Source organism: Hahella chejuensis KCTC 2396, from assembly GCF_000012985.1.
Classification (GTDB): Bacteria; Pseudomonadota; Gammaproteobacteria; order Pseudomonadales; family Oleiphilaceae; genus Hahella; species Hahella chejuensis.
In genome coordinates, this window is record NC_007645.1 from 1967036 (window position 1) to 1986767 (window position 19732).

Genomic DNA, 19732 nt, shown 5'->3' on the forward strand with positions numbered 1-19732 from the left:
CAGGATTTATTTTGGAGTTCTGACGCATGAGTTTAGCTATGCAGTTCCGGCATAAGATTATCATTCTGAGCGGCGGGATACTGCTGCTCTCAATTGTCGCGTTCGCGGCCAACAACTATTACTTCCTCGCTGATCAGACCAAGAAAGACCTGGAAGGCGGCATGCAGGAATTGTCAGGAGCCGTATCCGGTAGTATCGCCAGCTGGCTGAATGGGAAACTGGACCTGGTGCGCGGAGTGGCGCTGAAAGCCGCGCAAACCACCGATGTGGAGACGATCAGAGCCTACGCCCAGGTCGGGGCGGTCTCGGAAGAGGTGGCGGGCATGTACGCTGGACTGTCGAATGGGACATTTATATATAACGACGCCAATGAATCCTTTCCCTCAGATTATGACCCTCGTAAACGCCCCTGGTACACGACAGCCCAGCAAAAGGGCTCGCCCACTTTCTCTGAGCCATATCGTGACGTATTGACCAAAGAATTGCTGATCACCGCGGCGGCTCCGTTTTCAGGCTCCAGCTCTGGCGTCGCCGGGGCGGACCTTAATCTGGATGTCGTCACCAAAATGGTCAATTCCGTGGATTTCTTTGGCCTGGGGTACGCTTTTTTGGTGACGGATAAAGGAAAGGTCCTGGTGCATCCTGATGTGACGATGGTCGACAAGAATGTGGCGGACCTGTTTCCCAAAGAAACGCCCAAACTGAACGCCAGCGAACTGCAGGAAACGAAAAGCGGCGAGGAGGCCGTACTGGTCAGCTTTTTCCCCATTTCCGGCATCGCATCGGTGTCCTGGCGGCTGGGCGTTGTGATAGATAAAGAGAAGGCGTTCGCCTCATTGGCGGATTTCCGTAACTCAGCCATCGTTTATGCGATTATCGGGGTGCTGGTGGTCAGCATTTTAATGACGTTGTTGCTGAATACATTGATGCGGCCCGTGATTCGCCTTGGCGACGCCATGGAGAATATTGCGGAAGGCGAGGGGGATTTGACGCAGCGTCTGGACGTATCCGGCAAAGATGAATTCACCCGTCTGGCCACTAATTTCAACGCTTTCGTGGCCAAGGTGCAGAATCTGGTTGGCGATATCAAGAACTCCATTGAAAGCATGTCCTCCGCCGTCCGCGAGATGAAAGGCTTCGCGGCGGAAACCAGTGAAGCGGTGGCGTCCCAGCAGCAGGAAACGGAGATGGTGGCGACGGCGGTGAATGAAATGTCCGCCGCGGCGCGGGAAATCGCTCAAAACGCGCAACAGGCGGCGGAAGCCGCGCAAGAAGCGGATGACGAAAGCGCCAATGTAAAACGCATTGTGGATGACGCCATTAAATCCATCGAACAGCTGTCTACCCAAATCGGTAGCGCGTCTGAAGTCATCAATGCGCTGGAAGGGGATGTGAACTCGATTGTGTCAGTGCTTTCCGTTATTCGCGGCATCGCGGAGCAAACTAATCTGCTGGCTCTGAATGCGGCGATCGAGGCGGCGCGGGCGGGCGAAGCGGGACGCGGATTCGCTGTGGTGGCCGATGAAGTGCGGGCGCTCGCCAGCAAAACGCAGGAGAGCACGGAAGAGATTCAGGCCATGATCAGTCGCTTGCAGGACGGTTCCAATAAGGCTGTGGGCAGTATGGAGCAAAGCCGCAACAACGGGCAGGCGGCGGTGGATAAAGCGCAATCGGCGGGCTCATCGCTTAACGCAATCGTTTCCGCGATCACCACCATTAGCAGTATGAATACCCAGATTGCTGCAGCTTCCGAAGAGCAGACCGCTGTGACGGAAGACATCAGCCGCAGCATCACCTCCATCGCCGACGCCGCAGAGCAGACCGCGCGGGGGACTCAGGAAACCGCCAATACCAGTACGCAACTGGCGGAATTGGGCGAACATCTGCGCCAGCAGGTGGCGCGTTTCAAGGTGTAAATCGGGGGCGTTGTTTTCTTTCTCGAATGGACGGTAGACCCGACTGCCGTCCGTTCGCTTTTTCATCCCGGCGCATGTTGTCTAGTTGGGAACATAGCGCTGCAAAATGTCATGCATCTGGCCGCTGAGCCTCAGGTAATCCAGCGCTTTCTGAAATGACTCGATAATGCGGTCATCCACGCCCGGGTTGAAGGCGAAATATTCTGAAGATTCGGTTACCGTCATCACTTCTTCATAATCGCGGGCGTCCAGACCCAGTTGTTGCAGATACCAGTTGGCGGTCTGCGAGCCGTACGCCCAATAATCGACCTCGCCGTTGTTCAGCATTTGCCCGCAAGTGAGCGGGTGGGTGGTGGTGGTCAGGTTCCTCTCCTTGACGCCGGCGCTGATCATCAGTTGATGACCAACGTCGTCCTGGATGACGCAGATGCGTTTGTGGCCGAGTTCTTTCAGGTGAACCGGCTCGGACTCCTCGCTTTCTCCTCCGTTGCGTTTTCCCATTAATACGACTTTGGAACGGTAGATGGGGCCGACCCATTTGAACTTGTCTTCTCTTTGCGGCGTGCGCGTCATGGTGAACAGCGCGCTGCTGTGCTGGCTGGTCGCTGCTTTATAGGCTTCCGGCCAGTTCATGAAGTGTACGTCGCGACGGCTTTTGTCGGCGCCGATGGTTTCCATGATCGCATCGAAAAGGTCCAGGGCGATGCCTTTGGCCACGCCGTTTTCGCGATAATTAAAGGGGGCGTAGTCTTCGCTGTAAAAACTGAGCTGCGAGATGCCGTTGATGACGTCAATGTTGTTGAGAATGCGCGAGTAGTCGCCGTTGCGTTTGAGTCGTTTCAGGCCCTGATTGAAGATCGCGACATAACTGCGGCTGTTAGGGCCGTTCTTGGGGAACATCACTGACAAGCCGTCTTGAATCAGAGGCTTCTCGTCATAAGTAAAGAGGCGCTGATACTCTGGCAGTTCGCGCCGCAGTAGATATTCTCCGACTTTGGCGTCCAGAGGAAACAAGTCAATTTCCCGCCGCAATAGCTTAACCAGATTCTGCCGGTCATTCACGGCGGGAATAACCTGCAGATTCTGGTTGACGACAGCGTTATCGAACGCTTCGCCGTAACTGTAGCCGACGCTCACTCCAACCCGGTACGGCGCAAGGTCCTTTAACTCGTTCCAGGTGAAATCCTGATCTTTCAGGTGAAACAGCGCGCTGCTGCTGTAAATGATACGGTCGCTGAACCAGAAATTACGTCGTCGTTGCGCATTGTCGACCCAGCCGACGGCGCCGTCCCAGCCTGGTTTGCGGGCGAACTCGTAAGCCCGGGCCCAGGGCATGAAGTCATATTCGACCTCAATGCCTTCGAGCGCAAAGGCTTCGGTCACCAATTTGGGCAGCAACCCTTTGTAGGGCAGGCTTTCCGACGCGTAGGGCGGCCACTCTCCGACGGTCAGCTTGACCGCGGCGGTAGAAGTTGAAAATGTGGCGCACATCACAAGTCCGAGAAAAAAGCGCCATCTTATCGTATTCATCGGCATCCAGGGTTCCGACTTGTCCATGATTTGTTGCTTATTTAGCCCGTTAAATGGGGCGCTTATAACAGGCGTTAATGCGTCCGTCGTCAGGCCGCGAGTTTAAAAGCCTAATGGAAATTGCGTGAAAATCCGTCAACCGACGTATGTCGGCGTCCATCCGAGGCGACCCGGCGCGAGTATAGCGCTATAGAGCGGCGGAGGTGTGTATTGATTTGTTTCTGCATTTTCATATTAGACTAAAGGCTAATAAGGTCGTCATTTTTATTACGCTACTTTACCCCGCTCCTGGTTACAACTACTGTAGTCAGCACGCCGGTTTCAGGGAATGTTTGAAGCCGGTAATCACAAAACCTCTATCAACCCGATTTGCTTACAAAAAAAATTGAGGGTTCTCTGTATGCGCTATTTCTGGAAGAGCATTGCGCTGCTTTGCCTGTTAGTTAGTGGTGAATTACTCGCTGCTCCATCCGTTAAAATTGGTCTCAACTATCCCCAGACTGGACGATACCAGGAACAAGGTCTGGCCCAACGCAGGGCGGCTTTTATGGCTGTGGATGAGATAAACGCCGCCGGTGGCATTCTTGGTCGGCCGGTGGAACTGGTGATTAAGAATACCGGCTCCAAACCTGATCGCTCTGAGCGAAACGTCGAGCAATTGGTGGACGAAGATGGCGTTGTGGCCATATTCGGCGGATCATCCAGCGCGGTGGCGATCTCCGGCGGGAAGGCCGCCAAATCGAGGGATCGCATCTATTTCGGTACGCTCACCTATTCCAATGAAACCACCGGCACGGAGGGGCATACCCACATGTTCCGGGAAAGCTATAACGCCTGGATGGGGGCGAAGGTGCTGTCCAAGTACCTGAAAACCAATTACGCCGGTCAGAAATACTTCTTTATCACCGCTGACTACACCTGGGGGTGGAGCACGGAGCGGTCGATTCGTATCTTCAGCAACACGCAGGATAAAGACAGTCACCCTGGCGTGCTGACGCCATTCCCCACCGCTTTGCAGAAAGATTTCGTCGACGCCTTGAATCAGGCGCAGGCCAGTGACGCCAAGATACTGGTGCTGGTGCTGTTTGGCGACGATATGGTGCGCGCCCTGGAGTTGGCCACGTCCATGGGCATGAAGGACAAGATGAAAATCGTCGTGCCGAACCTGACATTGGGCATGGCGAAGGCGGCGGGCCCTGCGATTATGGAAGGCGTCGTCGGCGCGGCGCCCTGGACCTGGGAGGTGCCTTACATTTTCAACCATCCGAAAGGGAAGGAATTCGTAGAGAAGTTTTCTGAGCTGTATGGCTTACGGCCTTCCTCATCCGCAGCCTCCGCCTACAGCATTCTGTGGCAGTACAAGGAAGCGGTGGAGCGCGCCGGTACATTCAGAACCGCGTCGGTCATCAAAGAGTTGGAAGGGCATCGCTACACGCTGTTGAAAGACGAACAGTACTGGCGCGAGTTTGACCATCAGAACGTGCAGACGGTTTACGCCGTGCGCTGCAAACCTCGCTCGGAGGTCATGCTGGATGAATTTAACGAAGACTACTTCGAAATCATCGACAGCATGCCGGGAGACGAGGCCGCGCAGACCTATCAAGAATGGCTGGCGGAGCGTCGTTCCGCGAATAAGTCCGATCATCTCGAATAGTCCTGTCAAAAGCGGCGTTCTTGCATAGAACGCCGCCTTCTCTCTTTCTGTTTATCGATTTGCTTTTCGGCGATTATGGGCCTCTGTAGTAACCCGCTACTACCCGACGTCTGGAAAAGGAGCCTAGACTGGTAGTCTGTTGAGTGGCTTTCGACTCTGACTGGTCGAGTGCTTTGACCGGCGAGCGATGTCTGCAACCTGAAACGACAAGGAGATAGAGGTATGACTAAAAAAATACTGATCATCACTGGCGACTTTGCCGAAGACTATGAGCTGATGGTGCCTTTCCAGGCGCTGCAGGCGATGGGTTACGAAGTCGCTGCGGTGTGCCCGGACAAGAAGCAGGGCGATAGCGTCGCCACGGCGATTCATGATTTTGAAGGGCATCAAACCTACACGGAGAAGCCCGGACATAACTTCACGCTTAACGCGACTTTTGATGAGGTGCGTTCCGACCAGTTTGACGCGCTGTTGCTGCCGGGCGGACGCGCGCCTGAGTATCTGCGTCTGAAAGAGAAAGTGATCAGTCTGGTGCAGGAGTTTACGCAACAAGGCAAACCGATTGCTGCGATTTGCCATGGCGCGCAGATTCTGGCGGCGGCGAAAGTTATCGAAGGGAAAAAGATTTCCGCCTATCCCGCTTGTGCGCCGGAAGTGCAACTGGCTGGCGCGCAGTACGCCGATATTGCCGTGGACCAGTCAGTGACCGACGGACAGTTCGTCACGGCGCCGGCCTGGCCGGCTCATCCCGCCTGGTTGGCGCAGTTCGTCAAACTGCTATAAGCCCGGCGCTGTATTTCCTTTCCAGATAAGTCGCGCACACCACGCGCAACAGAGAGGCGAAGTTACCGACTTCGCCTCTTTTCTCCACGACTTCGTCATACAGCTTCGCCATGAACTGAGACGTCGACATGCCTTCAGAGTCTGCAATTTCCTCCAGCAGGGCCCAAAAGCGTTGCTCCAGGCGCACGCTGGTGACAAACCCGCGCAGACGTACAGACTTCGAATGAGCCTCATACAACTGTGGATCAGTGTTGGCGTATATCTCGCACATAGGCGTCCCCGGTATAGAAACTGGCGTTGATAACAGTCAGCAGACCCTAGCAACAGACGGCGGGTTTTGTAAATGCGGCGTAGGCCTAAAAATGCAATGTTGACAGTTCACACTTTCGGGTGTGGGCAGTATGATGCATTGGACTAGCGACGTCGTATTAAAACAATAATCAGGAAGGAGGCTGGAGAATATGGTCAGAACGGGAAAGCGTTACCGTAAGAGCCGGGCGGACGATCACTATGATGTGATTATCGTTGGATCGGGGATTGGCGGATTATGTAACGCAGCTTTGTTATCGTTAGTGGGGAAAAAGGTCTGCGTATTGGAGCAGCACTACACCGCTGGCGGTTACACCCATAGCTACGAACGCAACGGCTATGAATGGGATGTGGGGGTGCACTACATTGGCGAAGTGCATAAGCCCTGGTCGATGATTCGTCGGGTGTTCGATTTGATCAGCGACGGCAAGATTGAGTGGGCCGAGATGGACCCTTGCTATGACCGCATTTTTATCGGTGACGACAGTTATGACTTTATTGCCGGCAAAGAGCCGTTCATCAACGAAATGGCGCGGCGCTTTCCCAGCGAAGAAGACGCCATCCGTCGCTATGTCGACTTGCTGTATTCGGTCAGTCGACGCATCCCCAAATTTTTCGCCGGACAGGCGTTGCCCAAAATCGCCGCCTGGGCCTATCACAAAGCGCGTCGTTTTCTTCTGCCGGATTACTTTTTCAAGACCACTCGTGAGGTGCTGGAAAGCCTGACGCAAAATCAGCGTTTGATCTCCGTGCTGACGGCGCAGTGGGGCGACTACGGTCTGCCGCCCACAACCTCTTCTTTTATGATGCACGCGATGGTGGCGAAGCACTACATCACTGGCGGCAATTATCCTGTGGGCGGCTCCTGGCGCATTGCTGAAGAAATTATTCCAGTGATTCGCCGCAGCGGCGGGGAAGTGTTCACCTACGCGCAAGTAGTGGAAGTCCTGGTGCGCTCTAATCGCGCATACGGCGTGCGCTTGAGCAACGGCGACGAGCTGCAGGCGGACGCTGTGGTCAGCGACGCCGGCGTGATTCCCACCATCAAACACCTGTTGCCCGAATCTGTAGCGGCGAAAGGCGAGTTGTTGAAAAAGCTCGAAAGTGTGGCGTTGTCCGCTTCTCATCTGTGTTTGTACGCCGGATTCCACGGTTCACCTGAAAGTCTTGGTATGCCTAAGAGCAACTTTTGGATTTACCCTTCCGATGATCATGACGGTAACGTGGCCCGCTTTATGGAAGATCCGTCTTCGTCATTTCCCGTTACCTATGTATCTTTTCCTTCGGCGAAAGATCCCAGCTGGAATGCGCGCTATCCAGACCGCTCCACGGTGGAGATTATCGTGCCCGTCAATAATCAATGGTTTGATAAGTGGGCGGGTTCGCAGTGGAACAAGCGCGGTGAAGATTATCTGGCGCTGAAGGAACAGTTTTCTCACCGGATGCTTGATGAGCTGTATAAGCGCCTGCCGCAACTAGAGGCGGCGCTGGACTTCTATGAGCTATCCACGCCGCTTTCGACGCAGTGGTTTCAGATGAACATGGGAGGAGAAATATATGGCGTGGATCACACCGTAGAGCGTTTTCAGCAGGACTGGCTGCACCCGGTGACTCCCATCAAGAACTTCTACCTGACCGGCGCCGATGTGGTCACCGCCGGGGTGGGCGGCGCCTTGATGGGGGGCGTCATGACCAGCTTCGCTATGTTAGGCAAGGAGGGCTATAAACTGGGGCGTCTGCTAAAGCGTGGCCCGCACTCCCCGCAACCGCAGGCGCGAGTCAGGGAAGCGGGATAATCCCCTTAGGGATCGTATCCCGCCGGATTATGCGTTATGTTGTTGATCCGCAATTATAACTGCTAAGGATCAATCATATGGGGAATGGCCGGGGCGGCGCTGGAGCCGGCGTTGTTTGGATTCTCATCTTTTTGGGCGTACTGGTCTGGTCGGGATTATGGCCGAAGGACCGTTTCATCTGGTTGTTGGAAGTGGCGCCGGCGATTATCGCCGCGTTCATTCTTGCGTTCACCTATAAACGGTTTCCGCTGACGCCCCTGTTGTATTGGTTGATTCTGGTCCCCTCGGTCATTCTCATGGTGGGTGGGCACTATACCTATGCGGAAGTGCCTCTGTTCGACCGCATCGGAGAAATAATGGGGTGGGGAAGAAACAATTACGACAAGGTGGGCCATTTCGCCCAGGGCTTTATCCCGGCGATGGTGGCGCGGGAAATTCTGCTGCGTCTGCGGGTAGTGAAAGGGCGAAGCTGGATGAACTTTTTCATCGTCTGCATCGCCTTGGCGATCAGCGCCTTCTATGAACTGATCGAATGGTGGGTGGCGGTGGCCAGCGGAGACTCTTCCGTCGCCTTCCTGGGCACTCAGGGGTATGAGTGGGATACCCAGTCAGACATGTGCTACGCCATGGTTGGCGCTATTTCCGCTTTGCTTGTTCTGGGCCGGATACATGACCGGCAATTGTATCGCCTCAAGCGGGCGCCGGTGGCGGCGCCCTGAGGCTGGAAGGATCAGGCGGACGGCAGGTTTTTTAGCAGGAAGTCGCGGATATTTTCGCCCATTATCTTGCGAATCTGGCGTTCACTCAGTCCGGCTTTTTGCAACGCCTCGGTTAAGGCGTCCAGTCGGGTGACGTCGAAAGGCGTCGCCACGGCGCCGTCGAAATCAGACCCCATCGCCACGTGGTCCACGCCAATCAGATTGACTGTATATTTAATCGAACGGGCGATGGCGGCGGCGTCGCGTCCACAGACCGCTGTCGACCAGAAACCAATGCCGACGACGCCACCGTTGGCGGCGATTGCTTTTAGCTGAGCGTCGGACAGGTTGCGGTTGTTATTGCAAGTTCCTTTGACGCCGGTGTGCGACACGATAACGGGTCGTCTGGCCATGGTCAGCACGTCGGTAATGGTTTTGGGAGAGGCGTGGGCCAGGTCGATAATCATGGACTTATCCTCCATGGCTTTAACCCATTGTTTCCCCAGCGCTGTTAAGCCGCCTTTATTAACGCCGTGAGCGGAGCCGGACAACTCCGTGTCGAAAAAGTGGGTGGGGGCGATCATGCGGAAACCGGCCTCATACAGCGCGTTCAGGTTCTTCAGGTCGCCCTCCATCGCTTGCGCGCCTTCCAGCGTCAGCCAGCCGGCGAGAGCGTCCTTGTCGGTTTTATGAAGCGCGATGAAGTCCTGCAGGTCCTTGCGGTTCAGAATGAACTTGAACTTGTTATCTGGCGATGCGGCGAGGTCGCGCAGCATCTCTGCCTGGCGCTCGGCGCGGCTAAGAAGGCTCTGTAATGCGCTGGGGGACCAGGCTTGAGACAGTCCCAGCCAGAATATCATGTCGCTGTCGCCCGCGTTTTTCTGGATGTTCAAGCCGAAAGGAACTTTGGTCACCACTGAGAACGCCTGCAACGCCATGCCTCCCTCCCGCAGTCGCGGCAGGTCCATATGGCCCCGCTGATACCCCTTGGACAGATTACGGCCCCATAACAGTGAATCCGAATGCAGGTCGGCGAGGAACAGCGACTGGTGTAGATTCTTAGCTTTATCGGTCGCCGGCTTTGGCGCGGAGGCCGTCAGCTGATTACTGGCGTTATCCACCAATGGCGGGACCAGGGCGAAAAATGAGAGGACTGCGATGATCAGTGTGATTAACAGTCCTGTCAGTATTTTTTTCTTCATGGGGTATCGAAACCTTATTCATTCTATTGGCCCGATTGCTCCGGGCGGGCGCCAGTACATTAACCAATGCGGAAGGGGATGCCAACAAAACAAGGGTTGAACAAAGTGTAGACAGTCTTAAAAATACTGTATAAGATTACAGTACTGTATTTTTAAACACTTCCCGGCGTTATCGCATAAGCAGAAACGCCGGCACTGTTATACGAGGGCTTGATTATGCAGGTTTCATCCAACGGAGATATCATTCGCATTCAAATGCCGGTCAGCACATACATGATGGCGTTCTATTACAAATGCGTGGATGGCGAGTGGGTGCGCTATAAAAGAGAGAGACTGGGGACGTTGCACTAGTCTTCAGTTCTGGGCGGCGCGGGCTTTCCGCTCGCGTCGCCTGGGCGGTTCAGTACCTGAACTGCACGACCAGCTGCCTGAGCCGGGTCACCATCTGTTTCAGGTGGTCGCTGGATTGAAAGTTTTCCTCGGCGGCTGTGTGCAGGGTTTGTGACAGTTCACTGATGTTTACGATGCTGCGATCAATACTCTCCGCCGCCTCGCGCTGTTCATAGGTGGCCTGCGCTACATACTGATTGGCGTCATGCATGGAGGTGACGGCGGAAAGGGTCTGATCTATGGATTCGCTGGCCTGACTTGCTTGCGTAACCGTGCTTTCCGCACGTTTGCAGCTTTGCTCCATTCTGGTGACGGCTTTATTCACGCCGGCGCGGAGCTGTTCGATCATCTTTTGAATTTCATCGGTGGAGTTGCCGGTGCGTTGCGCGAGCGTGCGCACCTCATCGGCGACCACGGCGAATCCGCGCCCCTGATCCCCGGCGCGGGCGGCTTCAATGGCTGCGTTTAGCGCCAGCAAGTTGGTCTGTTCGGCGATGCCGCGAATGACGTCGAGTACGGCGCCAATGGACTCGCTTTCCCTGGCGAGCTGGCCGACGGAGTCAGACGTTTCGTTGATCGTCTGAGTCAGTTCATTGATGCGGGTGGTGGCGCCATCCACGGCGGTTTTGCCCGACTCACAGGCTTTGCGCGCTTCCAGTGCGATACTGGCGGCGTTGTCGGTATTTTCGTTGATGCCTTTAACGGTCGCCGTCATCTCGTTGGAGGCGGTCGCCACCAGATCGGTTTCGTGGCTGAGCTGCTCCGCAGATGCTTTCGTCTGTGCGCTGATGCGAGCGCTTTGTTCGGAGGATGAGGACAGCTCGTCAGTGGTTTGCGCAAGGTCTCCCACGATAACGGAGAACTTATCCATCATGGCGTTGAACGCCAGGGCGATAGCGCCAATTTCATCCTGACGACTGTAGTCCACCCGTTTGGTGAGATCGTTGTTGTCCTCAATCTCAGTAATCACCCGACGTAGACGGTGAATGGGCTGCGTGATGGACCTCGATAGCAGAAAACCGACAAGCAGAGAGACGGTGACAGACACAACGAGAATGAACAGCACTTCCTGCTGTAGGCTGCGGCCGCTGGCGGCGACAGAGTCGTTAGCTTCCAGCACCTGACTGGCGGCGACGGACACTTCCTGCGCTGCCTGTCCAACCCCCTCGTTGGCTGCAGCCGCCGCTTTGGCGGCTTCTTCCAGGATGATCTTAAAGGTAGAGCTCATGGCCATGCTGGCGGTGCGGGCTTCGCCGATCATCGCGCTGACGCGCTGGCGGGAGTCATTGTTGCGGGTGCGATCCACCGCCTCAGCGATGGACTTGTTGAAGTCGTCCAGATACATCAATACGACATCCGCAACATCCGCCATTTCCTCATCGGTTCCGGCGATTTTATCCAGGGTGTCGCGCAGGCTTTTCTCCGCCTTGTCGCCCTGACTGATAGAGTGCTCTTCGGCGGTGGTGGCGGAGTCCAGACGCCAATACAGATATTCGGAATACTGGGCGAACGCGGTCTGGCTTTGCGCCAGCAGTTCGTTGAGATGTTGTTGCTGGCTGACCAGCTGGTTCTGCTTGGCGACAGCCGTGTTTTGCTGCTCCACCATGCTGCGTTGCCCTTCAATGGTGCTGAGCATGTCATGCACCGCGCCCAGCAAGTACAAAAGTGCGCAGCTGAGAATGATGGCGAACACGCCGCTCATCATTAATGCGCGATGGAAAATGGTAATGCGCCTTGTCACCCGGCTGAAGATGTGAGCCATATCGTTTCCGTCTTTGAATTTAGTTCGACTGGCGGCGGGAGTTATACTTCGCGGACGAATAGGATAAGCTCCGTAACCGCTGGACGCGACCTCGCCATTCCTGCATCTCTGTGGCGGTCTTTAGATGGTTTTGTCGCAGCCGCTTAATCTATTATTACTCTTATTTATAGCAGAAATTTTCAGCTCCGCCCGGCGGCGGGCTGTCGGGTGTGAGGAATCGGTCTTGAGCTGCAAACTGGGCGTACTGTTACTGCCGGGATTTTCCATGCTGTCCTACGCCAGCCTGGTGGAGCCGTTGCGGGTTTGTAATGAGCTGTTGGATGAACGCCAGTATCGGCTGGTGCGTCTGGGTGCTGAGCCGGTAGTGGCGTCCGGGGATGGCGTGGCGGTCTCGGTGGATCGTTCTTTGGCTCATGTCGCTGGCCTGGACGCGTTGGTCGTCTGCGGCTCGGTGGGGCTTTATAAAACGCCGCTGCTGGAAAAAGAATGGCTGGCTTCTCACAACAAAGACCTGTCCTGGCTGGGAGGCGTGGCTAACGGCGCAGCTCTGTTGCTTGAAATGGGGTTGTTGCGAGGCAGGAAAGCGTCGCTGCAGATCCCTGATGCGCTATCCGCGCAAGCTCGCGAGTGCTTTCCCTCTCAAGATGTGTTTTCTGTCGACGCTAATGTCTGGACCTGTCGCGGGGGCACTGCGGCGCTGGACATGGCGCTGTTCATGGTGGGTCGTCATCACGGGGTGGAACTGGCGGAAATGGCGTCTCAGGCCATTATGCGGGAGCGTCTTGGCGGCGCCAAAACTACCGGACGCAAACGTCCTGATCCCTTGGCGAAAAGAGAAGCGCCGGCGCTCTGCGATGCGGTGCAACTGATGGAAAATAATATCGAAGAACCGTTGACCACGGACGATATCGCCAAGCATCTGGAAATCTCCAGGCGCCAGCTTGAGCGTCTGTTCAAGCGCTATCTGGACTCCGTTCCTTCCCGTTATTACCTGCAAATTCGTCTGGAAAAGGCGCGGGACATGCTGTGTTCTTCCGCGATGAGCATCACCGATATAGGGTTGAAAACCGGTTTTTCCTCCGGCGCGCATTTTTCCACTGCTTATCGCAATCTGTACGGGCTGACGCCCAGTGAGGAAAGGGCCGGTCAGCCCTGAAGGCCGCCGGCTATTAATCAGGCAGACAAATAGCTTCCTTCTATTTGTCTGCAACGACAGGGCCTGCACATGTCAGGCCCTGTCTCCCGCGGCTAACAGCCGCGCGCCTGATTGTTAACATGCCAATATCATTGCCATATTAATAATCAGGTTATTGAGCGACTGTCTTCAGCGCATTACGCGTGGGAGCTTCCGCATGGGGGATGGCGCGAAACAGCTTGCGCACCACGTAATTGACCGCCGCGGTGCGATGCCGCATCCACAGATGACAGTCCACAGGCTTGGCGCCGAGGTTCGCCTTTGGCTCCAAAGCGGTCCTGCCTAATGATACTTTGCTGCAGCCAAACTGACAGCCATGTTCAATGGAGAGTTGCAGCAGGCGGAAATACAGGGGCAGGTCGGCATTGATCTCGTAATCCATGCCCACATAGTAGGCCATGGACGTATCGCGATCCTTTACGGAGGTGACGAAGCCAACGATGCGGCCGTTCTGGGACAGCGTCGTGCAGGCGAAGCGGTCTCCCAGCGAATCCGACAGCGCCTTGAAATATCCTTTGGGCAATGTGGCCAAACGGGCGGCGGCGCGGTTCTCCACTTGCAGGTAAAGTGCGTGCAGCGCCTCATCCTGCTCATCGTTGATGTTATCCAGAGTGTTCGTCTCCACTCCGGCGTCCTGCAGCTTCTTAATAATGGAGGTAATGCGCTTACGGTATTTGCCGGTGAGGCTTTGCAGGTAGTCTTCGAAAGTCCGGGTTCCCGGCTCCAGCGTCAACACCATTTCCGGATCGGTCTGAATGGAGCGGTAGCTGTAGCGTTTCAGGATTTCAGACTGCGGCAGCATGTCGCTGTTGAAGTCCTTCAGCATAACAAAGTCGATAGAGCCGCCCAGTTTTTCTCCCCGGCGGATGCGATACAACAGCTCAGCCAGAGCGCGCCAGCCCAGTTCCGCATCGACTCCCTCGGCGAACGCTACGCCGTGAAGGCCGCAAGACACCAGATTGCCGCAGACCAGAATGCGTTCCCGATATTTCTGGCTTAGCTTGGCCTTGGTATTGTCCGGATCTTCACTTTTGATCATGCGGTCGCCAGTTACGTCGGCGATCTGGCAGCTAACGACGCCGATGGGCTCGCGGTCTTTGTAGATGAGTCCGTAGCGAGGGGAAATGTTGTCCGGCGCGTTGAGTTCCAGCGCCTGTAGATAATCCCGTTGCAGAAAAACGGATGCGGACGCGGCGATGCGGTCCCAGTCCGCCGCATTGAGAAAGTTGATGCTGTCGGCGATAGCGAACTCCAGTCCCAGAGGGGTGCTGCGTTCTTTGCGCCGGGTTTTTACATCCTTGATCTTGGCGAGCGTTTTTTTCATGGTTATTCACACCCTATATAGAAAGCCTTCCTATACTAAGCGAGACGGGGACTGTCGCGCGACAGTATTATTCTCTGGCGAATCAATACGCTAAAACCTTTTTAGATTGCCTTAACTACGTATGGCGACCTGCGCCGGGGTGCGCAAATCTGTAAATTCATGTCGCCTTTGCGAAATCCTTCTATATCTTTTGTTCCTAAACTAACTGACATTGGGCCTGACAGGCCCGTAAAAATAACTTCGCCGGAGACGCTGCGGAGCGTTGGCCGGCTTACCCGAATGGAGAAGATGAATGACCTCTAGCCAAGTCACCAGAGAAATGTTTGATCAGGTAATGGTTCCCAACTACGCGCCGGGCCCGATTATCCCTACTCACGGCATCGGCTCCCGAGTCTGGGATCAGGCTGGTAAGGAATACATCGATCTGGCGGGCGGCATTGCGGTAACCGGTCTGGGGCACGCTCATCCGGAACTGGTGGCGGCGTTGACCGAGCAGGCGCAAAAGCTGTGGCACCTGAGCAACGTACTGGCGAACGAGCCGGCTATTCTGCTGGCTAAAAAGTTGACTGAGATGACCTTCGCTGATCGCGTGTTTTTCTCCAACTCCGGCGGCGAAGCCAACGAAGCCGCGTTCAAACTGGCGCGTCGTTACAGCTGGGAAAAACACGGACCTCATAAACACGACATCGTGGCCTGTAACAACAGTTTCCACGGTCGGACGCTATTCACCGTCAGTGTGGGCGGTCAAGCCAAGTATCGCGAAGGCTTCGAGCCGGTTCCCGGCGGCATCAAGCATGCGCCTTTCAATGATATCGCCGCTCTGGAAGCCGCCATTGATGAAAACACCTGCGCCTTCGTAGTTGAGCCCGTACAAGGCGAGGGCGGTGTGACGCCAGCGGATGAAGCCTACCTGAAGCGCGCCAGAGAACTGTGCGACCAGCACAACGCGCTGCTGATCTTTGACGAAGTTCAGACAGGCGTTGGCCGCACCGGAGCCTTGTATGCATATATGAAGTACGGCGTGACGCCGGACATTCTGACCACCGCCAAGGCCATGGGCGGCGGCTTCCCTATCGGCGCCATGTTGACCACAACGGAAGTGGCGCAAAGTCTGACGGTGGGCACTCACGGCAGCACCTACGGCGGCAACCCGCTGGGCTGCGCAGTGGCGAACAAGGTCATGGATATCGTCAACACGCCGGAAGTATTGCAAGGCGTTGAGCGCAAGCATGAATTGATGGTGTCCGGGCTGCAGGCGATCAATGAGAAATATGGCGTATTCAGCGCTGTGCGCGGCATGGGCCTGTTAATCGGGGCGGCGCTTACTGACGAGTGGCAGGGCAAAGCCAAGCAGTTCATGACGGCGGCGCTGGAAGAGGGCGTACTGGCGCTGATCGCTGGACCTAACGTATTGAGACTGGCGCCTTCTCTGATCATCGGCGACGACGACATCAAAGAAGGACTGGCTCGCTTCGAAAGAGCGGTGGCCCGCGTCGCGCAAGGGCAATAAGGAAAGTTAAAGGGAACTAACTTGTACAACCTGTCAGTCTGAACTAATTGGAGGGAATGAGAATGGTGATTTTTCGCCCCAGCCGCTTCGCCGACTTGCCCGGCATCGAAAAGTTGATAAACGAAAGCGCAGCGCAGGTGTCCACCCTGCCTGCGGACCGCGATAAACTGGGCGAGAAGATCGACCAGTCCTGTCGCTCCTTCGCCGGCGATGAATCCATGGTCGGTAAGGAACGCTATCTGTTTGTGCTTGAGGATACCGAAAACAAAGAGATCCTCGGCACATCAGGCATCGACGCCTGCGCCGGCAACGGCGCGCCGTTTTATAACTACCGGCTGGATGAACTCATTCACTCCTCCCAGCAACTGGGGGTGTTCAACAAAGTTCCCATTCTTTATATGACCCATGAGCTCACTGGCTCTCCGCTGCTGTGCTCGCTGACTATTTCTCCCCGTTATCGCAAAACGGAATATTTCGATCTGCTGTCGCGCTCGCGCTTCCTGTTCATGGGGCAGCACCGCGAGCGCTTCCAGTCCCGCATTATTGTGGAGATTCAGGGCAAGCAGGGCGACAACGGCGATTCCCCGTTCTGGGATAGCCTGGGTCGCCATTTCTTTGATATGGACTTCGCGACGGCGGACTATTACTCCGGCATCAAGAGCAAAACCTTCATCGCGGAAATGATGCCGCCCCATCCCATTTATGTGAACCTGCTGACCAAGGACGCTCAGGACGCTATTGCGCACCCGCACTCGGCGGCCCGGGACAATTGTCAGTTTCTGAATCGGGAAGGTTTCCGCATGGGCCGCTACATCGATATTTTCGACGGCGGCCCGACTCTGGAGGCGGATCTGGACAATCTGACCACCGTGAAATCCACAAAAACCAAGCAGGTTAAGCTGTCGGATAACCAAACCGGACTGCAGTACCTGATGTGCAACACCCTGTTTGAAGACTTCCGGGCCACGCTGGCCAACGTCACCGATGGCATGGGCGACCTGCTGCGCCTGAAGCGCAGCACAGCTGAGGCGATTCTGGTGTCGGAAGGCGATAACGTCCAGTTCGCGCCACTGTGACCGGCGTTGGGACTAACACTTTAAGCGAAGCATGAGACAGGGCTGGAGCAAGAGGATTTCAACATGATGATTATTCGTCCCATTAGCGGCAAAGATTTGGATGCAGTGTACGAGTTGGCGAAGAGCGCAGGCATTGGCGTGACGACCTTGCCCGCCAACCGTGAGCTGTTGTCGCAGCGCATTGAAGAGTCGGAGCGTTCATTTTCAGAGCGCATCGAACAGGAACACGCCTACTACATGTTCGGGCTGGAGGACACTGAGGCCGGAACCATCGTTGGGGTTAGTGCGATCAAAGCGCGGGTAGGCCTGGATGAAGTCTGGTACAACTATCGGGTCTCCACCACGGTGAACGCCTCCAAAGAACTGGGCATTCACAAGCAGACGCCGACGTTGTATCTCACTAACGACATGACCAACTGCAGTGAAATCTGTACGTTGTTCCTGCATGAGAAATACCGCAACAGCTTCAATGGTCAGCTGTTGTCGAAATGCCGCTTCCTGTTTCTGGCGGATTTTTCTGAGCGTTTCAGCAATAAGATTTTCGCTGAGATGCGCGGTTACACCAACGAGCAGGGCCAGTCTCCGTTCTGGGAAGATCTGGGCCGTAAGTTTTTCAGCCTGGAGTTCTCTCAGGCGGATTATTTATCCGGCATCGGCAACAAGGCGTTCATCGCCGAACTGATGCCCAAATATCCCATTTATGTTCCCTTTTTCAGCCAGGAAGCCCGCGATGTGATTGGTCGGGTGCATGAGCATACCCGACCTGCGCTGGCCATGCTGGAAAGCGAAGGCTTTAATTTCAACGGACTGGTGGACATTTTTGACGCCGGTCCTTTGGTGGAGTCTTTCGTTCACGGCATCCGCAGCGTGCGCGACAGCGCCAAGCGGTTTGTCATGCCGGTGCAGAAAACCGGCGCCGGCGACATTGCCGAACCCTATATGATTTCCAACCGGTCCTTCTCCAACTTCAGGGTGGGACTGCTCGACAGCGACCAGATTAAATCCGACACGGTCTCTCTCAATCATGATCTGATGGATCATTTGCAATTAGGAGCCGGGGACACAGTGCGAGTGGTCGCGTTGAAAGCGAAGAGGAGCGATGCATGACTGTACGTGAAAGCGCATTTGTAAACGGTCGCTGGCTTGCCGGCGGCGGTGTGGAATTTGAATCCCTGGACCCGGTGACCCAGGATTGTCTGTGGAAAGGCGCGGCGGCGTCCGATGACGTCGTGGGGCAGGCGGTGCAAGCGGCCCGTCAGGCGTTCACCAGCTGGGGACGTCTGGATGTCTCCAGGCGTATCGATATCGTTAAACGCTTCGCCGAGTTGCTGGAAGAAGACAAAGAGCGTCTTGCTGACGTGATCGGCAAAGAGACCAGCAAACCGTTGTGGGAAGCGCGTACGGAAGTCGCCAGCATGGTCGCCAAAGTAGGTATCTCCATTCAGGCGTTTAATGAGCGCACCGGCGTATCCGAGCAGGACGTGGCGGCGGGACATGCGGTGCTGAAACACCGTCCTCATGGCGTGTTAGCGGTATTTGGCCCTTATAACTTCCCTGGACATTTGCCCAATGGACACATTGTGCCGGCGCTGATTGCTGGCAACACGATTGTCTTTAAGCCAAGCGAGTTGACGCCCTGGTTTGCGGAAGAAACAGTGCGCATTTGGGCGAAAGCCGGTTTGCCGGACGGGGTGTTGAATCTGGTGCAAGGCGCGCGGGAAACCGGCGTGGCTTTGGCGGCCAACGATGGCATTGACGGTCTGCTGTTTACCGGCAGCTCGCCCACCGGACATAGCCTGCATCGTCAGTTCGGCGGTCGTCCAGAGAAAATCCTGGCGTTGGAGATGGGTGGCAACAACCCGCTGATTATCGCGCCACCTTATGATTTGAAAGGCGCAGTGCATCATACCCTGTTCTCAGCCTTTGTCTCCGCAGGCCAGCGTTGCACTTGCGCGCGACGTCTGTTGGTTCCGGATACGGCGGAAGGCCAGGCGTTTTTGGATGAGCTGATCGCGGCGGCGGCTAATTTACAGGTAGGGCGCTACGATGCGGACCCGCAACCTTTTATGGGCGGTGTTATTTCCCTGCGCGCGCGGGATCAGATGCTGGCTGCGCAAAACAAGCTGGCTGCGGAGGGCGGGCGCATCCTGTTGGAAATGCGCAGCCTGGAAGAGAATGCGAGCCTGCTGAGCCCAGGCGTCATAGATGTCACGGACGTGCAGGAGCTGCCGGACGAAGAGCACTTCGGACCCATGTTGCAGGTATTGCGTTACCGCGATTTTGATCACGCCCTGGAGTTGGCCAACAAAACCGGATTCGGTCTGGCGGCGGGCTTGATCAGCGACTCTCGCGACCTCTATGACCGCTTCTGGCTGGAAGTGCGCGCAGGCATCGTCAACTGGAACAAGCCTCTTACCGGCGCCAGCAGCGCCGCGCCGTTCGGCGGCGTGGGCGCAAGCGGCAATCATCGGCCCAGCGCCTACTACGCGGCGGATTACTGCGCCTATCCGGTCGCTACTCTGGAGGCGGATCAGGCGCAGGCGCCTGCGCAGTTATCGCCAGGCATGTCCTTATAAGTTTCATGGCA

Annotated in this window: 16 protein-coding genes; 11 read left to right on the forward strand and 5 right to left on the reverse strand. The window is 55.8% G+C overall.

All coding sequences use genetic code 11. The features are described from left to right. Window positions 1–26 precede the first annotated feature (26 nt). Entirely contained in the window at window positions 27–1916 is a 1890-nt protein-coding gene (locus tag HCH_RS08770; RefSeq protein WP_011395839.1) for a methyl-accepting chemotaxis protein, read from the forward strand. An 81-nt stretch (window positions 1917–1997) separates the two neighbouring features. On the opposite strand, the gene HCH_RS08775 is transcribed toward HCH_RS08770, so the two are convergent. After that, window positions 1998–3473 (reverse strand): substrate-binding periplasmic protein, encoded by a 1476-nt coding sequence (locus HCH_RS08775; protein ID WP_011395840.1) that lies wholly within the window; start codon window positions 3471–3473, stop codon window positions 1998–2000. 373 nt (window positions 3474–3846) lie between these two features. On the opposite strand from HCH_RS08775, the gene HCH_RS08780 reads away from it, so the two are divergent. Both HCH_RS08780 and HCH_RS08785 read left to right on the forward strand, forming a co-directional pair. Next, on the forward strand, window positions 3847–5100 hold the full coding sequence (locus HCH_RS08780; RefSeq protein WP_011395841.1) for an ABC transporter substrate-binding protein: 1254 nt from the start codon (window positions 3847–3849) through the stop codon (window positions 5098–5100). A 222-nt stretch (window positions 5101–5322) separates the two neighbouring features. Continuing rightward, a complete protein-coding gene (locus tag HCH_RS08785; RefSeq protein ID WP_011395842.1) occupies window positions 5323–5883 on the forward strand; it encodes a DJ-1/PfpI family protein in 561 nt (186 codons plus the stop codon). Here HCH_RS08785 and HCH_RS08790 read toward each other — a convergent pair. Next, a complete protein-coding gene (locus tag HCH_RS08790; protein WP_011395843.1) occupies window positions 5870–6154 on the reverse strand; it encodes a ribbon-helix-helix domain-containing protein in 285 nt (94 codons plus the stop codon). The two genes, HCH_RS08785 and HCH_RS08790, sit on opposite strands and share 14 nt — an antisense overlap. Before the next feature lie 190 nt (window positions 6155–6344). On the opposite strand from HCH_RS08790, the gene HCH_RS08795 reads away from it, so the two are divergent. Together HCH_RS08795 and HCH_RS08800 are read left to right on the forward strand one after the other, a co-directional pair. Continuing rightward, the gene (locus tag HCH_RS08795) at window positions 6345–7988 is read left to right on the forward strand and encodes a phytoene desaturase family protein (protein WP_011395844.1); all 1644 of its coding nucleotides are present in this window, start codon (window positions 6345–6347) and stop codon (window positions 7986–7988) included. Window positions 7989–8065: 77 nt separating this feature from the next. Then, window positions 8066–8707: a DUF2238 domain-containing protein gene (locus HCH_RS08800; RefSeq protein WP_011395845.1), complete on the forward strand. Its 642-nt coding sequence runs from the start codon at window positions 8066–8068 to the stop codon at window positions 8705–8707. Between the two features lie 11 nt (window positions 8708–8718). On the opposite strand, the gene HCH_RS08805 is transcribed toward HCH_RS08800, so the two are convergent. Next, on the reverse strand, window positions 8719–9888 hold the full coding sequence (locus tag HCH_RS08805) for a dipeptidase (RefSeq protein ID WP_011395846.1): 1170 nt from the start codon (window positions 9886–9888) through the stop codon (window positions 8719–8721). Window positions 9889–10104: 216 nt separating this feature from the next. On the opposite strand from HCH_RS08805, the gene HCH_RS34980 reads away from it, so the two are divergent. Continuing rightward, on the forward strand, window positions 10105–10239 hold the full coding sequence (locus HCH_RS34980) for a hypothetical protein (RefSeq protein ID WP_011395847.1): 135 nt from the start codon (window positions 10105–10107) through the stop codon (window positions 10237–10239). 49 nt (window positions 10240–10288) lie between these two features. On the opposite strand, the gene HCH_RS08810 is transcribed toward HCH_RS34980, so the two are convergent. Beyond that, a complete protein-coding gene (locus HCH_RS08810) occupies window positions 10289–12040 on the reverse strand; it encodes a methyl-accepting chemotaxis protein (protein ID WP_011395848.1) in 1752 nt (583 codons plus the stop codon). A gap of 223 nt (window positions 12041–12263) precedes the next feature. Here HCH_RS08810 and HCH_RS08815 point away from each other — a divergent pair, with 223 nt between their 5' ends. Beyond that, window positions 12264–13196: a GlxA family transcriptional regulator gene (locus HCH_RS08815; protein WP_238384983.1), complete on the forward strand. Its 933-nt coding sequence runs from the start codon at window positions 12264–12266 to the stop codon at window positions 13194–13196. Between the two features lie 151 nt (window positions 13197–13347). Here HCH_RS08815 and HCH_RS08820 read toward each other — a convergent pair whose 3' ends face one another. After that, window positions 13348–14559: a GNAT family N-acetyltransferase gene (locus HCH_RS08820; protein WP_011395850.1), complete on the reverse strand. Its 1212-nt coding sequence runs from the start codon at window positions 14557–14559 to the stop codon at window positions 13348–13350. Between the two features lie 292 nt (window positions 14560–14851). Between HCH_RS08820 and HCH_RS08825 the strand changes: the two genes are divergently transcribed. The 4 genes from HCH_RS08825 (at window position 14852) to astD (ending at window position 19721) form a co-directional block, all read left to right on the forward strand. Beyond that, window positions 14852–16069: an aspartate aminotransferase family protein gene (locus tag HCH_RS08825; protein ID WP_011395851.1), complete on the forward strand. Its 1218-nt coding sequence runs from the start codon at window positions 14852–14854 to the stop codon at window positions 16067–16069. A gap of 62 nt (window positions 16070–16131) precedes the next feature. Further along, a complete protein-coding gene (aruF, locus tag HCH_RS08830) occupies window positions 16132–17145 on the forward strand; it encodes an arginine/ornithine succinyltransferase subunit alpha (RefSeq protein WP_011395852.1) in 1014 nt (337 codons plus the stop codon). Between the two features lie 63 nt (window positions 17146–17208). Then, window positions 17209–18252 carry an arginine N-succinyltransferase gene (gene astA, locus HCH_RS08835; protein WP_011395853.1) on the forward strand — a complete coding sequence of 348 codons (1044 nt, stop codon included), beginning with the start codon at window positions 17209–17211 and terminating at the stop codon, window positions 18250–18252. Next, window positions 18249–19721, forward strand: a complete 1473-nt coding sequence (gene astD, locus HCH_RS08840; RefSeq protein ID WP_011395854.1) for a succinylglutamate-semialdehyde dehydrogenase — start codon at window positions 18249–18251, stop codon at window positions 19719–19721. The genes astA and astD overlap by 4 nt, the downstream gene beginning before the upstream one ends. The last annotated feature ends 11 nt before the right edge of the window (window positions 19722–19732 follow it).